The 14,809-nt window shown below is 59.5% G+C and carries 15 protein-coding genes; 8 read left to right on the forward strand and 7 right to left on the reverse strand.

Features of this window, described 5'->3' with window-relative positions:
- Positions 1 to 795 precede the first annotated feature (795 nt).
- The 5 genes from NKI39_RS05465 to rnhA all read left to right on the forward strand — a co-directional run bounded on the left by NKI39_RS05465 (position 796) and on the right by rnhA (position 4,547).
- Entirely contained in the window at positions 796 to 936 is a 141-nt protein-coding gene (locus tag NKI39_RS05465; RefSeq protein ID WP_352830947.1) for a hypothetical protein, read from the forward strand.
- A 267-nt stretch (positions 937 to 1,203) separates the two neighbouring features.
- Positions 1,204 to 1,824: a recombinase family protein gene (locus NKI39_RS05470; RefSeq protein WP_352830949.1), complete on the forward strand. Its 621-nt coding sequence runs from the start codon at positions 1,204 to 1,206 to the stop codon at positions 1,822 to 1,824.
- Positions 1,825 to 1,916: 92 nt separating this feature from the next.
- Positions 1,917 to 3,236 carry a hypothetical protein gene (locus tag NKI39_RS05475; protein ID WP_352830951.1) on the forward strand — a complete coding sequence of 440 codons (1,320 nt, stop codon included), beginning with the start codon at positions 1,917 to 1,919 and terminating at the stop codon, positions 3,234 to 3,236.
- A 106-nt stretch (positions 3,237 to 3,342) separates the two neighbouring features.
- Complete coding sequence (locus NKI39_RS05480; RefSeq protein ID WP_352830953.1) at positions 3,343 to 4,068, forward strand: hypothetical protein; 726 nt, start codon at positions 3,343 to 3,345, stop codon at positions 4,066 to 4,068.
- Entirely contained in the window at positions 4,065 to 4,547 is a 483-nt protein-coding gene (rnhA, locus tag NKI39_RS05485) for a ribonuclease HI (RefSeq protein ID WP_352830955.1), read from the forward strand. Before NKI39_RS05480 ends, rnhA begins: the two co-directional genes overlap by 4 nt.
- Before the next feature lie 92 nt (positions 4,548 to 4,639).
- Here the strand turns inward: rnhA and NKI39_RS05490 are convergent, their stop codons facing one another.
- The 6 genes from NKI39_RS05490 to NKI39_RS05515 form a co-directional block, all read right to left on the reverse strand.
- Entirely contained in the window at positions 4,640 to 5,590 is a 951-nt protein-coding gene (locus tag NKI39_RS05490; RefSeq protein WP_502898551.1) for a Csu type fimbrial protein, read from the reverse strand.
- A gap of 14 nt (positions 5,591 to 5,604) precedes the next feature.
- A complete protein-coding gene (locus tag NKI39_RS05495) occupies positions 5,605 to 8,025 on the reverse strand; it encodes a fimbria/pilus outer membrane usher protein (protein ID WP_352830959.1) in 2,421 nt (806 codons plus the stop codon).
- A complete protein-coding gene (locus NKI39_RS05500; protein ID WP_352830961.1) occupies positions 7,997 to 8,716 on the reverse strand; it encodes a fimbrial biogenesis chaperone in 720 nt (239 codons plus the stop codon). The genes NKI39_RS05495 and NKI39_RS05500 overlap by 29 nt, the downstream gene beginning before the upstream one ends.
- 27 nt (positions 8,717 to 8,743) lie before the next feature.
- On the reverse strand, positions 8,744 to 9,190 hold the full coding sequence (locus tag NKI39_RS05505) for a Csu type fimbrial protein (protein ID WP_352831272.1): 447 nt from the start codon (positions 9,188 to 9,190) through the stop codon (positions 8,744 to 8,746).
- A gap of 391 nt (positions 9,191 to 9,581) precedes the next feature.
- Complete coding sequence (locus tag NKI39_RS05510; RefSeq protein WP_352830963.1) at positions 9,582 to 10,484, reverse strand: GGDEF domain-containing protein; 903 nt, start codon at positions 10,482 to 10,484, stop codon at positions 9,582 to 9,584.
- Between the two features lie 194 nt (positions 10,485 to 10,678).
- Positions 10,679 to 11,383 (reverse strand): hypothetical protein, encoded by a 705-nt coding sequence (locus tag NKI39_RS05515; protein WP_352830965.1) that lies wholly within the window; start codon positions 11,381 to 11,383, stop codon positions 10,679 to 10,681.
- A 312-nt stretch (positions 11,384 to 11,695) separates the two neighbouring features.
- On the opposite strand from NKI39_RS05515, the gene NKI39_RS05520 reads away from it, so the two are divergent.
- Positions 11,696 to 11,869 carry a hypothetical protein gene (locus NKI39_RS05520; protein ID WP_352830967.1) on the forward strand — a complete coding sequence of 58 codons (174 nt, stop codon included), beginning with the start codon at positions 11,696 to 11,698 and terminating at the stop codon, positions 11,867 to 11,869.
- A 459-nt stretch (positions 11,870 to 12,328) separates the two neighbouring features.
- On the opposite strand, the gene NKI39_RS05525 is transcribed toward NKI39_RS05520, so the two are convergent.
- On the reverse strand, positions 12,329 to 13,234 hold the full coding sequence (locus NKI39_RS05525) for a LysR family transcriptional regulator (RefSeq protein ID WP_352771454.1): 906 nt from the start codon (positions 13,232 to 13,234) through the stop codon (positions 12,329 to 12,331).
- A 186-nt stretch (positions 13,235 to 13,420) separates the two neighbouring features.
- On the opposite strand from NKI39_RS05525, the gene NKI39_RS05530 reads away from it, so the two are divergent.
- On the forward strand, positions 13,421 to 13,648 hold the full coding sequence (locus NKI39_RS05530; RefSeq protein ID WP_352470377.1) for a hypothetical protein: 228 nt from the start codon (positions 13,421 to 13,423) through the stop codon (positions 13,646 to 13,648).
- Positions 13,649 to 13,698: 50 nt separating this feature from the next.
- On the forward strand, positions 13,699 to 14,745 hold the full coding sequence (locus NKI39_RS05535; RefSeq protein WP_352830969.1) for an alpha/beta hydrolase: 1,047 nt from the start codon (positions 13,699 to 13,701) through the stop codon (positions 14,743 to 14,745).
- Positions 14,746 to 14,809 lie beyond the last annotated feature (64 nt).

The raw sequence follows: 14,809 nt of genomic DNA on the forward strand, positions 1-14,809 counted from the left end.
AAAGAAAGCTTGACCCCAGCACTCCGGTGCTCAGGTTCTCCTGGCTGCCGGATGCGCACGTCTGCGGTCTTCACCGGATGCGTACGCTGTTGGACCGGATAGCCGAAGACCACCCGGCCATCTCGTCAGTAAGCAGCTCCTGCCGGCCTACCGAGGGGCATTGACGTTGCGGGGCATCCGGTAGGGTCAGTCCCGAACCAATGGGTTGCCATCAGGGTTCTCGTATGTACGAGGGCGACGAACAAACCTTGGCTGGTGGCTAGGTCAATCAGAACCGTGATCAATCGCAGTCGGTATCTTGGAGATAAGGGGCGCATTCGCTCACCACTGCGAGGGTTGCCTTTAAGAGACAATGTCGCCGCTCCGGGTGCCGGTGATGGCCTCCTGCACTAGTGCCCAGGCTGTGGCTTTCGGCTGTCCACCGTGCGTCTGAACGTCCATTCCAAGCGCCTCCCGAGATAGAACCCAAGCGGCAATCTTTGGAGCCACCTTCTAAAGAGTTTGAAAACGTACATACGCAGGCGGAATTTTTGGAAGAAATCTCTGAGCGGGGGATCGGATAACTGGCTCGGGCGGCGACCCCCCGTGCCCCCTCTTGATTCACGCAATGCGGCGCGTTTGGGCTGCCCCATGGCACAGCTTGTGTCACAGGATGGGCCTAACCAAGTGCTTTGCCCATGTCGCTCCATCAGGGACACGGTAGGGCCATCCTGCAGGGTCACGCCAGGTTGTGTTGATCGGTCTTTAACTCCGCGCGTATAGGTTGCGCAGGCGGTTTCCGCTATGGGGCATCGAATGGATTTCGATTGGGTCGCGGCGTTCGTCGCAGGATTGTCCGGCATGGTGGCGCTGGCTGGTTTCTATCGTTGGAACGTTGGCGACCGTGTCGGTACGTGGTTTTGCCTGCCTTGGCGCTATTCGGCGCGCTTGCGTTGATCCTTCGGCGGCAGCATTAAGGCTCGCTGCCATACCTGCCAGTATTACCAGTAGACCGCCGGATAATTGGCTCGCGAGGATCGTCGGTGCCCCTTCGTCCCAACAAGTCGGCCTGCAGTTACCGCAAGAACAATCTGCCACGCTTCGGTTCGCGGGGGTATGCTCCAGCGGTACCAGCCAAACCGACCCCAAAAGATAATTGTTGATCACCTATAATGAACCGTTTAATGGAAACCATCTTAACTGAACCACAGAGGGTTTCCGAACATGTCTTTCATCAGGGCGTATCTCCGCGCATCGACCAAGGAACAGGACGCGGGTCGCGCAAGGGCGGACCTTGAACGATTTGCCAAAGAGCGTGGGCTGGCGGTGGCGGCCTGGTATGAAGAGAACGAGAGTGGGGCAACTTTGAAGCGCCCAGAGTTGGATCGGCTCTTGCGCGATTGTCATCCCCAAGACGTGCTGTTGGTGGAGCAAGTTGATCGTCTTTCGCGGTTGAATGAGGCCGATTGGGAGAAGCTGAGAGCCGACCTGAAGGCGAAGCAGGTGCGGGTTGTGGCGCTAGACCTGCCGACATCGTGGCAGGCTGTCAGTGATGCAGGTGACGAGTTCTCCCGGCGCATGGCCGAGGCGATCAATTGCATGATGCTGGACATGCTCGCCGCCATTGCCCGGAAGGATTACACCGACCGCAGAAGGAGACAGGCCCAAGGGATCGCGAAGGCCAAGGCCGACGGGCGCATGCGGGGCCGGCAGGAGGACGCGAAGCGGAACGCCGCCATCTTGGCGATGCTGAAGATCGGCGCAAGCTGGAACCAGATTGTTGACAGCATGGGCTGCTCTCGGGCGACCGTGGCGAAGCTGGCAAAGCGGGACAGGGCAGCGTAGCGAGGAGCGCTGCCGCGACACCTTGCCTCCTTATCGCCGTTGATGTGCCCGCGTATGCGGGGTGGCTATTTTGACGACCAGAAGTTTTGCAGATGGACCAGACTACACCGACGGTGATTGAACTCGATGATGAAGAGGAAGAGCGCGACAGTCCCTTCAACGCCTACCGGTTCGCCGCCTCGGAGAACTCTAAGGCCATCATCGTGGAAGCGATCGGGCTGCTCCTGAACTGCGAGGCCCATTTCGGACTCAGGACGAACAAGCGCCGGGACCGGGATCAGCAAACGTTCGACCTGACCGTTGACGCCGTTCTGTCGGACCTCATGCACCATCAGGTCGCCGAGCATCCAGGCGACATCTATGTAACGCGCTCCAACCGTGTTCTCGGCACAAAGAGTCGCTATCGGCCGCGCGCGTACAGCAAGATGTTCCGACACATTCTTGACCTCATGGCGAAGCCTGAGATGGCCTATCTCGAACAGCACATTGCTGCCCCGGTGGAGGGCGCTGCAAGGGCGAGCGTCATCCGGCTCGGTACCCGGCTTCTTGATAGGATCGCTGAGCAAGGAGTTGGAATCGAGGACCTCGACGAATACCCGCACGGCGAGACCATTGTCCTGAAGCGCGTCAAGGATCGCGAGGATTACTGGGACGAAGGCGGATTGGAGGAGTACGACGACACGCCAGACACGGAGCGACACCGGGCTGAACTTGACGAGATCAATCGTTGGATCGCTGACGCCGATTTGCGGTTCGACTCAGAGGGCCTCCCCTGGCCAAGGACGCAGTTCAGCATCCGTGACCGAAGACTCCGGCGCATCTTCACTCAGTCCCGTTTTGACAGCGGGGGCAGGTTGTTCGGCGGCTTCTGGCAGAGCCTCCGCAAGCACGAACGCCGACAGGGATTATGGATGAGTGGCGAGCGAGCCGTTGAACTCGATTACGGCCAGGTCGGACCACGCATCCTCTACGGCATGGCTGGTCACAAGCCACCATTCGAGGACCTCTATGACATCTGGGGCCATGGCTTGAATCGGCCCGGCATCAAGAAGGTCATGAGCGCCATGATCTTCGCTTCAGATACGTTGAACCGCTTCCCGAAGGGGACGCGCAGGCTGTTCTCGCGGAGCTACAAGGTCGGTGATGTGGTCGAGGCGATCGAGGCGAAACACCCGCTGATCAGGAACCACTTTCATCGTGGTCTCGGGCACGATGCCCAGTTTATCGAAAGCGAGATAATGATCGAGGTGCTGCTGACACTGAAAGACAGGGGCATTGTGGCATTGCCGATCCACGACGCTGTGCTGGTCCCAGTCTCTGTTGTCTCCATGGCCAAGAAGGTCATGCTCGACACCTTTCATCGACATGCCCATGTGGAAGGCACTGTTACCGAGGAAGCCTCGAGGGAATGACTGTAAGAGGGGATGTTCTTTTGATCTCTCTGTCCCTTATCTCTCCCAGGTAAAGCCTGTCCTACCCCACTGGGAAACCCACAGCTCACCATAGAGGGACTCGAGATTGACGACTAATTGGATCAGACAGCGCGAGCGCAAGAACGAGGTCAAGCAGCGTGCCGCCGAGCCGAGCAGCATGTTCTCGCGTTGTTGTGTCGTGGGATGCGGCAAGCCCGCTCGTGCTGGTACCGACGATGGTCTGGACACCCGCTTTTGTCGTCAACACTCTGATCACTACTCTCGGCATGGCAGCCCTTATCGGCGCTCCTTCACTGCCAAGGAACTCGCGCCCCATCGGCAGACAGCCTACGCATGGCTGGAGGCGAACGCCGGGGACTCATGGGTGCGCAATGCAGTCGACCGCGTGGAGACGCTCTACCGGGCCGCAGGGCCTCATGTAGAGGCGTTCAGGCTTCGCGGGCTATCTCCCGAAGCTCGGGCGAAAGCGGCGTGGGCGAGGCTGCGAAAGGCGAAGATCGAGCCCCGCCGCGTTATAGTTGCTTGGCTTTCCGTCGAGATGGCCATCGCAGCCGACCCGCAAGCGGACCGGAAGCCGGAGTACAAACGCGTTCAGGTGGCCAAGCTCGTCCATAAAATGGCATCGGGAACCCACAAGCGATGGGAAACCGGACCGGGCGGAGTGCGGGAACTTCACGTCTATCCTCGCTCCCGTGGACGTGTCCTACGGCATATCGGGGAAGATATCGAGGAGGCAACGGGCTTGCTCATCGAACATGCTGTCCTGCCAGCGATGCCGATTTCAAACCGACAAACCGGAGACCACCAATGACCGATGCGAAGGCCCGCCATCCCGGCCGGCACATTGTTATTCACACAGACGGTGCTTGCATCGGCAATCCTGGCCCAGGCGGCTGGGCGGCAATCCTGCAATCGATGGACGGGCCGGACGAGTTGCAGCGAAAGGCGGCGTCTGGGTCGAACGGGGACACGACCAACAACCAGATGGAACTCACGGCAGCCGTCGAGGCCGTGAAGTTGATCAAGAGCGATAACCCGGTCTTCCTCAGAAGCGACAGTCAATACGTGATCAAGGGCATCACAGAATGGCTTGTCGGCTGGAAGGCCAAGGGATGGAAGACCGCCCAACGAAAGCCAGTTCTGAACCGTGAACTATGGGAGAAACTGGAAGCCGTCGTTGCCGGTCGCGACATCACCTGGGACTGGGTGCGTGGCCACAACGGCGATCCATTGAACGAGGAGGTTGATCGGCTGGCGAATGAGGCTGCTCGATCGGCTAAGTTCTCATAAATGCTTATTGCTGTCGGCCTTGGCGTTCGCGTCCATTGTTGCAGCCAGGCTGCCCAAATGGATATCGCTCCCGGGGCCGCGTCATGTCCCACTCAGTAGGTGACTGTGACGACCACCGTGTCGGTGTAGACACCGGCCGACGGCAAGGCCTGCGGCGGCACCCGGCCATAAACGGTCAAGGCCTGGGGTGCCCCCGTCCCAGTTCCCGTCACCGTGCTGCCAGGCGTCGACGCGTCACCCCACGGGTGAGTTCGGGCGATGTCCTTGTAGAGGCCGTAAGTCACGGTTTCCGCGCCCTTTGACATTTTGCGGGCTGCTGGGGGTGAACCCGTGGTCCCGCCGTTCAAGGAGAGTGTGTAAGACGTCGCCGGCGTGCAGGTTATCGAGACCTGGCCGGTGGCATCGACATTCGCGGCGAGAACGCCCGTCGAACCAAAATCGATGTTGCCGGTCGAAACGAGGCAATTCGCAGCGACCGTTGCATTTATCGTGAAGGTCGAAGCCGGCGCTAGGGTGGTGCTGTTAGCCGTATTGCAGTTATTGGCGTTGGTGACGCGGTAACGATATTCGACATACGCGCCGGAAAAGGTCGAGAGATAGGTCCCGGGCGTAACCGTGCCCTGGCCACCAAATGCCGCGCCATAGATGGTGGCGGTGCCGGTGGCCGTACCCAAGAGACCAAGCGTCAACCGTAGGACCGGTGGGCGCGACGCATAGGCCCATGCATAGGACCCCCAGATGATGCTGCGCGCCGAGTCCGAATAGAGCTGATAGTTGAGACTGTTGGCTCCGCTCAGCATCTGCCGCGCCGTCGCCGTGGATGCGCCACCACTGCCAGCTGCAAAATGCGCACAAAGCAGGATTTGCTCGCCAACCAGGCCGCCGGTGCAATTCATGCTTAGCGTTGCGGTGGAGTTGGTTTGGCTGCTCGATAGCGTATCGACCGAACCAAAGTTCATGTTGGAGACGCCAAAACTGCAGCTTTGCGCGAAAGCGTGCGACGAGAATAGAGCAGCGCCCAACAACATCGCAAAACGGAGCATCTTGTTTCCCATTCTCACCGGCACGTCACATCCTTGATCGCCACTTGCTGGCCGGGCGTGGGCTGGTAGGCAAATTCGGCCCTGCAAGAACTCCCATCCGAACGATCCACCACAAGCGCGTTTTTGGCACCCAGGCCTTGGATGTAGGCTTGGCCATCGTAGCCAATAACAAAAGCTTCTGAGCCACCGTCAATGCGGCCGTTCAGGCCCGCCTCAAGCGGTACCTCGCTACTGTCGACCAGGGTGACGAGCGCCGCCTCCGGCGCTTCCGAAACCCCGAAATTCACCACGACGCCGCTGCGATCGGCCGGCACCACGATTTCCTTGGTGGCCGGAATGTCCGCATCGACTGGCAGGTTCTTGGGATCGATCGACACGGTGTTCGGCTCATATGAATTGAGACCCGTGATCAGAATGCGGCCGCGACTGTTCGTCTTGCCGACCGGTCGATTCTGGAATTGCACATCGACATCAGGCGCACCGACCTCGACGACCGCGAAAGCATCGTCGATACGACTGGCCGCGAAGATGCCGCCGCCGGCGACCGCGATCGCGCCATCCATCTGCGCGGTGGCTCTGAACTCATTGTCATGTTGTTGAACATCGGCCTCGAAGCGAGCGAAGGGAGCCTTGTAGCTGACGGCAGCCGAGCGACTGGTCGTTTCTCCTTCCGACGTCCGTGCTCGCCACCCGATGCTGCCGTCCTCCAGACGCTCGGATTTGGCAATGTCGGCGACCACATTAAGGCCGTCGGGGCCGCTCTCCACGCCGGTTGCGGCGGTGATGTCGTCCCCGAATGGAATGGAAATCCCGGCAAACACCCCGAAGCTGTCGCGGTCTTCGAGGTCGGCAAATGCCGTGGCGTAGAAGCTGCTTCGTTTGAACAATTGCTGGCTGTAGGAAAGGCCGATAATCTGGCTCTTCTCGCCTTCGGCGCTTTCGAGATGCGTGTAGGAGAAGTTGAGGCTAGAAAACTCAAGGGGCGCCGGAACGCTCAAAGTTACCTGATCAATCGATCGCGGGACGTTGCCGCTAAAGATCGGCAAATCGCCAGGCTTAGGGAACGAAGGTTCTGCAGTCACCGAGGCGACATCCTGATAGTCGCCGAAGGCACGCTGGATGCGACCGTAAATCGACCATCCCTCATAGCTCGTCTCCAGCGATGCGTTCACAATCGCCCCGGTGCGGCCCTCATGATGGCTGCCGGCGACCGCCACCGAGGCAGCGCCGTAACGCCCGAGCGGAAAGTCCGCGCCCACGCCGCCGTTGACCAATGCTTCGCCGCCCTCGGCATGGGCCTCGAGTGTCAGCCAGTTGGTGAGACCGTATCGGGCGCTGGCGACGCCAAAGAGGCGCTGGTCATAGTCGGCAGATTCGATGCCGAAATTGCGCCGGGGAAATCCGACTTCCGCCGAGAAATCGAGCAGACCCTGTCCCAGCATTGAGGAGGACGTGTAGAACGGCAGCGTGGCGCTAGTCTCGCGACCAAGGCTGTCCCGCAAGACAACCTGCGCTTCGCCGGCGCCTGCAAACACGGGCAGATTGGTGATCTGGAACGGCCCAGCGGGAACGTCGCCGCTGAAGGTGCGGACGTTCTGGGTATAGACTTCAAGCGTCGAAGGGACGGCTGCGGTTCCTCCGAACGACGGCAGCGGCAGTGTGACCAGGTCGGACCGAAGCCGGAAATTGCGTTGCGCCTGGACGCCGCCGAGGTAGACGGGCCGGGTCCACGACAGGCCGCCGGAAATGAAATCACCTGCCCGATAGGTCATCAGGCGTTCTGGGTCCGAGTAGCTCCAGGTCGTGTTGAGCCGCACAAGCCCGCCGAACTCGCCGTCCGAATAGCCGGCGGTGAATGACTGGCCGAGCGTGCCGAAGGGGCTGAAAACGCGCGCGTCAAAGCCGCCGGAAATGCCTTGGAACAGGTCCAGATCATCTTCGAACCAGCTGTTGGAGCTTGCAAAAAGCGCATAGTTCAGCACACCACCGTAGCCGGATTGCGGCTTCAGGCGATCTTCCTTATCGCTGCCGCGAATGTCGACGACGTGCGCGGATCGACCATCGTTAGTCGTCGTGACGTAAAGGCGCTGGGTTGCGTCGTCGACGCGAAAGGCCAGCTCCGGCAGTTGATCCAGCCTGACCAGACCGTCTGCATCGATCGCGCTATCCACGGGCTTCAGGCCAACTTGGGTGAGTTCGTCCGGCGTTGTAGCCAGGCTGCCGTCCGCAAATTCCGTGAAAGTCCCGATCAGTTCCGTCGAAACGTCGTTGATGAACACTTCAAGGTAAAGATCCCGGCGTTCCGCTCGGGGGGAAGCGGAGTCCGTAATCTGCGGTTCGGCTGGTAAATCCTGCGCGTTCGCCGCCAGGAGAGGGAGGGTGATGCCCGCAACGACGACCGCGGCCCTAGCGCCCCTTGATCGCAACTGGGGCATCGAACGGTCCAAGATCGCTTTGCCCTTTGAGCATAACAGGGCTTGCGGCCAGCGACTTGGCGTTGCCGAGCGGCCATTGCATTGTAGCGCCGCCCAAAACATAGCCGACCAGCCCACTGCGAGCTCCGAGCTTCTTGCTGCCTTGGACCAGATTGAGATTCGACAGTCTCAGGCGGCTTTCACCATTGTTGCGCGCTGTCAGGACGAGCCTGCCTCCGGCTCGCGATAGGCTGAACGAGACGTCAGAGGGTTTCGCATCGGGGTTGCGAAAGAAGACAGGTACGGAATAGCGAAGCACCAGAGCGACGGTTCCGGCCTTTTTCCTCGACGGGTCAGGCAACTCGTCCACCAGGAGGCGATAGCTTTCTTCTGTGGCTACCGGCGCCTTGCTGACGCGAACGACGCGAACGACGTAGTCAGCATTCGGTCCGATCTGCGTCGATGGCGGGCTAGCGACGACATCCGTCGACGGCTCCAGCTTCTCGACGCCGCCGGCCTGGCTCCACCGAAAGACGCGAATCTGCACATTTATGGGCCGCTTGGCATCGTTACGCAGGGTAATTACCGCCGCGCTATCGGGGGCGATCAATTCAAGGTTGGTCGGGGCTACCCTCAGGGAAGCCGCATGAGACAAACCCGCGCACAGCAAGACGATCGCTGCGGCACCGATGCGTGTCAGCATGGGTCGCATGGCAATTCCTTCGTGGTTGGGGAAGGGTCAATAGGTTACGGTAATCGCGACGGTGTCGGTGTAGTCGCCTGCTGCCGGCGTCAACTGCGCAGGCACCCGCCCATAGGCGGTGATGTTCTGCACGTTGCCGTCACCGGTTCCCGTAACTGTGTCGGTACCAACGGTCTCACCCCAAACCAGCGTCCGCGCGCTGTCCCGATAGATCGTGTAGTTTATCGTGGCAGCCGCCGGCGAGGTCATTTTGCGAACCGCAAGTGTCGCGCCAGAGCCCTTGCCCACGCCCAGACCGACGTTGTAAGTCTGGCCGGAGGTGCATTGCACGCCGATGAGGGTGGTCTGATCGAGATTTGCGTCGATAACGCCATGGCTGCCGAAATTCAGGTCGCCACCAGTCTGCACCTTGCATTCGTTGGTGATCGTCAGGCGAACCGTCATGTTGCCAGCCGCTGTCGCCGCAAAGGCAGAATTGGTCATCAGGGACGCTGTCGAAAGAAAAGCCAAAGTGGCTGCCAGCTTGGCGCGCATTGGAGTGCTCCTTTGTCTCCGGCTGCTCGCCCATCGCGAAAACCGTCACCAAACCCTCTTGCATGCCTTCCCTTAAGATTCAACTAACGGTAAGGCCATGCTGGTCCGCGAGCCCTCCGCACTTCCAGCCAATGGTACGCCCCAAGGGGTCATGAGGCGCATTTCGTCGCCTGATTTGGCCCTTTAATGTCGATCGCTTCGCGGCCCGTGTCTTTTTCCCTGCCGATTTGGTGGAAGTGCGGCACCCGCGGCTTGGCACCATTGGTTGCAAATTTCTGTGGAAAACACAGGGGTGTTGATGAAACGGGACAAAATCCCCGCTGCACAGAATAGGCCGGTCTCAAGCTGCCAGGTGGATGCGGTTGCGGCCTGCCATTTTTGCGGAATAGAGGGCCGTGTCGGCGCGCGCGAGCACATCGTCGATGGTATCGCCCCGTTGAGCGGGGGCGATCCCCGCTGAAAAGGAATACCCAAAATCGGCGCTCTGCGACAGCGGTCTCGAATTGCGGATTGCAGCGAGCATTCTCGCCACGATCAGTTCCGCTGCTGCGGTGGAGGTGTTTGGCAGGACGACCACAAATTCCTCGCCACCGATGCGACCGAAGCAATCGGATCGCCTCACTTCTCGTTGTATCCGCACAGCAAAGTCTCGCAAGATGACGTCACCGGCTTGATGACCGTACCTGTCGTTGATGTACTTGAAATTGTCCAGGTCAAGCACGCAGACGCAGCCAGCACGGCCTTCGGTTTGCGTTCGCTGGAGCATTTCTCCCATTCGTGCCGTGACAAAGCGTCGGTTCGCGACACCCGTTAGCTCGTCCGTATTGGAGGCCTTTATTGCCTTGTCCAGGTCTTGTCGGACTGTTCGTCCGTGGGCTCGCAGTTTGGTGATGTCATTCGCAATGCAGAGCATCCAGCCGTCGCTTTGAACCGTTTCGGTCATCCAGAGCCAGCGACCATCGACTGGGTCCGTTTCAAACGCTCTAAAGCCCATCTTGCCCCGCCGCGACTGTGTAGAGATCAGCCAGGCATCGAAATCGCCCGCACGGATGACCGTTCCTCGGCCAGCCTCAAAATTGCGACGCATAAGATCGGACCAAAGCGGCGTCTCGTCTGCCTCCAGGAAGTAGGCTGAACGGAACGCTTGATTCGCATAGCGCAGGCGATCGAAGCCGTCATAGGCCGCAGCCAATACCGGCGTGTCGTTGAAGAGATGGAGAAGCTTCCGAAAAATCTTATCCATGCCCGTTTTTACCGGCTCTGGCTTAAGAGTAAATTACGGCTGCGGGTCAGCACTGGTCCGACAGCCGCCCAGCGAAACGACCCTGACGAAGAGAAGCCCGCCACCTTGCGAGTGACGGGCCCGGCCACGAGGCCAGGAGAGTGTCGTCGAAGCCTCACGGCCGATTCGACGCTCCCGTTAACGCCGCACTCTCCTCAGCGGCGCGCTATCAGCATGCAAAGCTGGCGCAGATCGCTGTCATATGTCCCTTCGCTGCTGAGCACGTCGACACAGCGTTTTTTCATTCGCATCAGCTGTCTGCTGGACAGCTGAGCAACAACGCTCGGCGGGGTGCCCGGCGTCCCTGGCGTTCCAGGTGTCCCCGGCGTTCCGGGAGTGCCAGGGGTGCCGGGAACGGTACCGCCACCAACGCCGACACCGACGCCCACGCCGACGCCACCCGTGCCACCAACGTTGACGCCTACGCCCGCTGTAACGCCGCCCGCGCCACCTACATTTGCGCCGGCGCCGGCGGTGACACCACTCCTGCCACCTATGTTAGCGCCTGCCCCAGCGGTGACGCCGTTCGTGCCACCTATGTTGGCGCCAGCACCGGCGGTGACACCACTCCTGCCGCCAATATTAGCGCCGGCACCGGCGGTAATGCCCCTGCTGCCGCCTATGTTAGCACCAGCGCCGGCATTCACTCCGCCGCGCCCACCGATCGAGGCGCCGGCTCCCGCTCTGATGCCGCCACTGCCCCCGATCGAAGCGCCGAGACCAGCGTTGATGCCGCCTGGGCCGCCAATTGATGCGCCGGCACCGACGTTAATTCCCGCCGCACTGGAAGGAAATGATAGATATAAAACAAGTGCACCACCGGCTAAAGCTGTGGCGAAACTCTTGACGAAATTTGCCATGACACTCTCCTTTGATACTTGCTTCATAGCAGCAGTTTCCATGCCTGCTACTTCAACGATAACGAGCTCAGAGACTTATTGGATTGCTAACCCGGAACTATGTTTGAGATTGTAACTTACGATTAGAAAAATATCCTGAAACAATTTGAACCGAATGGAGGAGGTATATCACCGGCCCGGCGACCGACTGCCAGGGGTTCGCGCTGGAGCTAGTGAGGACGGTTAACCGTTTGTTAGGCATGTGTGAGACCGTGACAGGACTGTTTCCAAACGTGCGTCGACGCTTGTCAGAGCGGTCGGTACGAAGCCGGCATGCATCATCTTCCGGTAGGTGTCGCCCTGGCGATTTCGCTTGCGGTGGGTTTGGTCCTGGCGGCGATCGCTTCAAAGGACCCGCCGGAAATCTGCTGCCTCAGAGGCTCTTTCGTCCTCGGCGATGAAGTTCACATGAAAGCTGTCACGCGTCTTGATCGAATTTCAAACTGACCCACGACGGAGGAGCAGGCATGCTGCGCACTGGCGTATCGTCATGACGCTTGACTGAGAGATACACCGCTGATACCTCTTGAGATACACCAAGGCGGTAGACTCTTTGAGGAAGAGGTCGCTACAAGAGACTGGAAATAAAGGATCTTTCTGGCATTTTGTACGCGGTTCGATTTATCGAACTTGTCCGGCCCGGGGAGCCAACATCTACGCTGCGGTGCGATGCGGCCGCGGACCTATTCAATTTCCCTGTAGGATCATGCGCTTCGCTCCAGCCGGCGCGATGGGGAAGAAAGTTGTGGCCAACCTTCGCGCAAGCATCGACGCGATGTTCTGGTTATAACTAACGCTTCGAGTTGGATACCGGACCTCGACCTATGCCTTTCCTGCTGCGCCTATCGAGATTCAGGAATGAGCCGCTATCGACCACGCCCCTGAGTGCAATATGACGAAGGGACATCACGATCCCGACGGATCCCTATGCCGCAACGCGTCGACAATGATCTTGAACGCAGGAAGGTTTTGGCGGCGGCTCGGATAATAGAGGAAATAGCCATCGAAGAAGGGTGACCAGTCGTCGAGGACCTTCACCAGCAATCCTGAGACGACGTGCCGCTCCACGATGTTCTCGGGAACATAGGCGATGCCATAGCCACTCGCTGCCGCGTCGATCATGGCGTAGGAGTTGTTGAAGGTAAGTTGACCGTCCACACGGACACGCAGCGCCTGTCCATCCTGCTCGAACTCCCATGCGTACAGACCACCGGCGGTTTCGTGACGCATGTTGATGCAGACGTGCCGGACCAGATCCTGCGGATGCACAGGCACGCCGTGCGCCGCGAAGTATCGCGGCGAAGCCACGGCGACTAAGCGCCAGTCCGGGCCGATGCGGACCGCGATCATGTCTTTCTCGACGCTCTCTCCAAGCCGGACACCGGCATCAAAGCCTTCCTCGACAATGTTGCGGAAGGTGCTGTCCAGGATCAGTTCGACGCCAATGTCGGGATAGCCGCTGAGGACCGGCTTAAGCTTCGGCCAGACCACGCTTTCGAGCGCGTGGTCGGACAGGGTCAACCTGATCGAGCCTGACGGCTTTTCGCGGAGCGCCATCAGCGCTGTGATCTCGTCTTCGATTTCACCAATGCGCGGGGTGATCGTCTGTAGCAGCCTTTCGCCCGCAACGGTCGTCGCGACATTACGCGTCGTGCGGGTCAGAAGGCGTATGCCCATGCGTGTTTCGAGCTGCTTGATCGTGTGACTGAGCGTCGATTGCGCGACGCCGAGCTTTGCCGCAGCCTTGGTGAAGCTGCGCTCTTCTGCGACAGCCTGAAACCACGTCAATTGGTTGAGATCGGTTCTGGCCATGAAGTTTCTCTCTCCGTCGCTTGCAGCGAATTATTCGATATAGTCGATAGGTTCATGCCGATTTATACGGGTAATCGCTTTATGGCAAAACCATTAGGTTTGCACTGCAACAATGCATTACCGCGATGTCGGTGATTTGGATGACATGGATGTCGCAAAATGCGGCCGAGGCCGCCGGCAGGCCTGATGGTCGCGGCGATCCAGGCTTCGATCCTTCTGGGCGCGGTAGTCGGAGGGGTGCTGCTGTATGGTCTGACGATCTCCGCGATCTTCATCGGCAGCTTGGTTCTGGCCGGCTTCGCAATCGCGCTGATCGGCAACGGTCGGCGTCTGCTCAAACTCGAAGAGGACTGGCCAAAGTGGCGAGTGGTTCAATTCCAACCCAAACTTACAGGAGATCGGAAATGCCTTTGAATACCCCTGATACGAAAATACCAGCGCGTGAAATCCACCGGCGGGAGCTTTTGAAGCTGACCGGCTCCGGCATCGCCGCCTTCAGTGGGGCGTCACTCTTCAACTTTCCCTTCGCAAAGGCTCAAGATATGTCAAACGGTGCAAACAATTTCTATACAAGCGGTCAGGTGACGCTGGAGAAAGTGACCTTCAAGAGCCAATACCAGATGAATGTTGCGGGAAATCTGCTCGTTCCCAAGAACCTCGACCGCAATGCACGTCATCCGGCCATCGTCGTCGGCCATCCAATGGGCGCGGTGAAAGAGCAAAGCGCGACCCTCTATGCCACCAAGATGGCCGAGCAGGGCTTCATCGCCATGGCGATCGACCTGCCATTCTGGGGCGAGAGCGGGGGCGAAGCCCGACAGATCGTTTCGCCGGATGTCTATGCCGAGGCGTTCAGCGCGGCGGTGGACTTCCTCGGGACACACGCGTTCGTGGACCGCAACCGCATTGGCGCGATTGGTGTCTGCGGCAGCGGCAGCTTCGTCATCAGCGCCGCCAAGATCGACCCGCGCATGCGCGCCATCGCCACGGTCAGCATGTATGACATGGGCGCGGCGAACCGAAACGCACTCAATCACTCGCTAAGCGTCGAGCAACGGAAGCAGATCATCGCGGCGGCCGCCGAACAGCGCTACTCCGAATTCGAAGGCGGCCAAATCCAGTATACGGGCGGCACTGATCTCGAACTGACCGCGTCGACGCATCCCATCCAGCGCGAGTTCTACGATTTCTATCGGACACCCCGCGGAGAGTTTACCCCGGCGGGTGTCTCCGACCAGATAACGACTAAGCCGACGCTGACCAGCAACGTCAAATTCATGAACTTCTACCCGTTCAATGACATCGAGACGATCTCGCCGCGCCCAATGCTGTTCATCAGCGGCGATCAGGCGCATTCGAGGGAATTCAGCGAGGAAGCCTACAGACTGGCAGCCGAGCCCAAGGAACTGGTTTGGGTCCAGGGCGCCGGTCACGTCGATCTCTACGACCGTGTGGACCTGATTCCGTTCGACAGGCTTACCAGCTTCTTCAATCAGCACCTCTCCGCGTGACTGACGAGATGGAGCCTGTGTTTGCTGGGGCGGGCTCCATCTGCCTAGAAAACGGAGGAATGAC

This window comes from Mesorhizobium sp. M0664, from assembly GCF_040320565.1.
Taxonomy (GTDB): Bacteria; Pseudomonadota; Alphaproteobacteria; order Rhizobiales; family Rhizobiaceae; genus Mesorhizobium.

Excerpts from the sequence above, each read along its gene's own strand:
- NKI39_RS05465 (WP_352830947.1), top strand. The coding sequence starts at position 796 with ATGGATTTCGATTGGGTCGCGGCGTTCGTCGCAGGATTGTCCGGCATG.
- NKI39_RS05470 (WP_352830949.1), top strand. The coding sequence starts at position 1,204 with ATGTCTTTCATCAGGGCGTATCTCCGCGCATCGACCAAGGAACAGGAC.
- NKI39_RS05475 (WP_352830951.1), top strand. The coding sequence starts at position 1,917 with ATGGACCAGACTACACCGACGGTGATTGAACTCGATGATGAAGAGGAA.
- rnhA (WP_352830955.1), top strand. The coding sequence starts at position 4,065 with ATGACCGATGCGAAGGCCCGCCATCCCGGCCGGCACATTGTTATTCAC.
- NKI39_RS05490 (WP_502898551.1), bottom strand. The coding sequence starts at position 5,590 with ATGCTCCGTTTTGCGATGTTGTTGGGCGCTGCTCTATTCTCGTCGCAC.
- NKI39_RS05495 (WP_352830959.1), bottom strand. The coding sequence starts at position 8,025 with ATGCCCCAGTTGCGATCAAGGGGCGCTAGGGCCGCGGTCGTCGTTGCG.
- NKI39_RS05500 (WP_352830961.1), bottom strand. The coding sequence starts at position 8,716 with ATGCGACCCATGCTGACACGCATCGGTGCCGCAGCGATCGTCTTGCTG.
- NKI39_RS05505 (WP_352831272.1), bottom strand. The coding sequence starts at position 9,190 with ATGACCAATTCTGCCTTTGCGGCGACAGCGGCTGGCAACATGACGGTT.
- NKI39_RS05510 (WP_352830963.1), bottom strand. The coding sequence starts at position 10,484 with ATGGATAAGATTTTTCGGAAGCTTCTCCATCTCTTCAACGACACGCCG.
- NKI39_RS05515 (WP_352830965.1), bottom strand. The coding sequence starts at position 11,383 with ATGGCAAATTTCGTCAAGAGTTTCGCCACAGCTTTAGCCGGTGGTGCA.
- NKI39_RS05520 (WP_352830967.1), top strand. The coding sequence starts at position 11,696 with ATGCATCATCTTCCGGTAGGTGTCGCCCTGGCGATTTCGCTTGCGGTG.
- NKI39_RS05525 (WP_352771454.1), bottom strand. The coding sequence starts at position 13,234 with ATGGCCAGAACCGATCTCAACCAATTGACGTGGTTTCAGGCTGTCGCA.
- NKI39_RS05530 (WP_352470377.1), top strand. The coding sequence starts at position 13,421 with ATGGTCGCGGCGATCCAGGCTTCGATCCTTCTGGGCGCGGTAGTCGGA.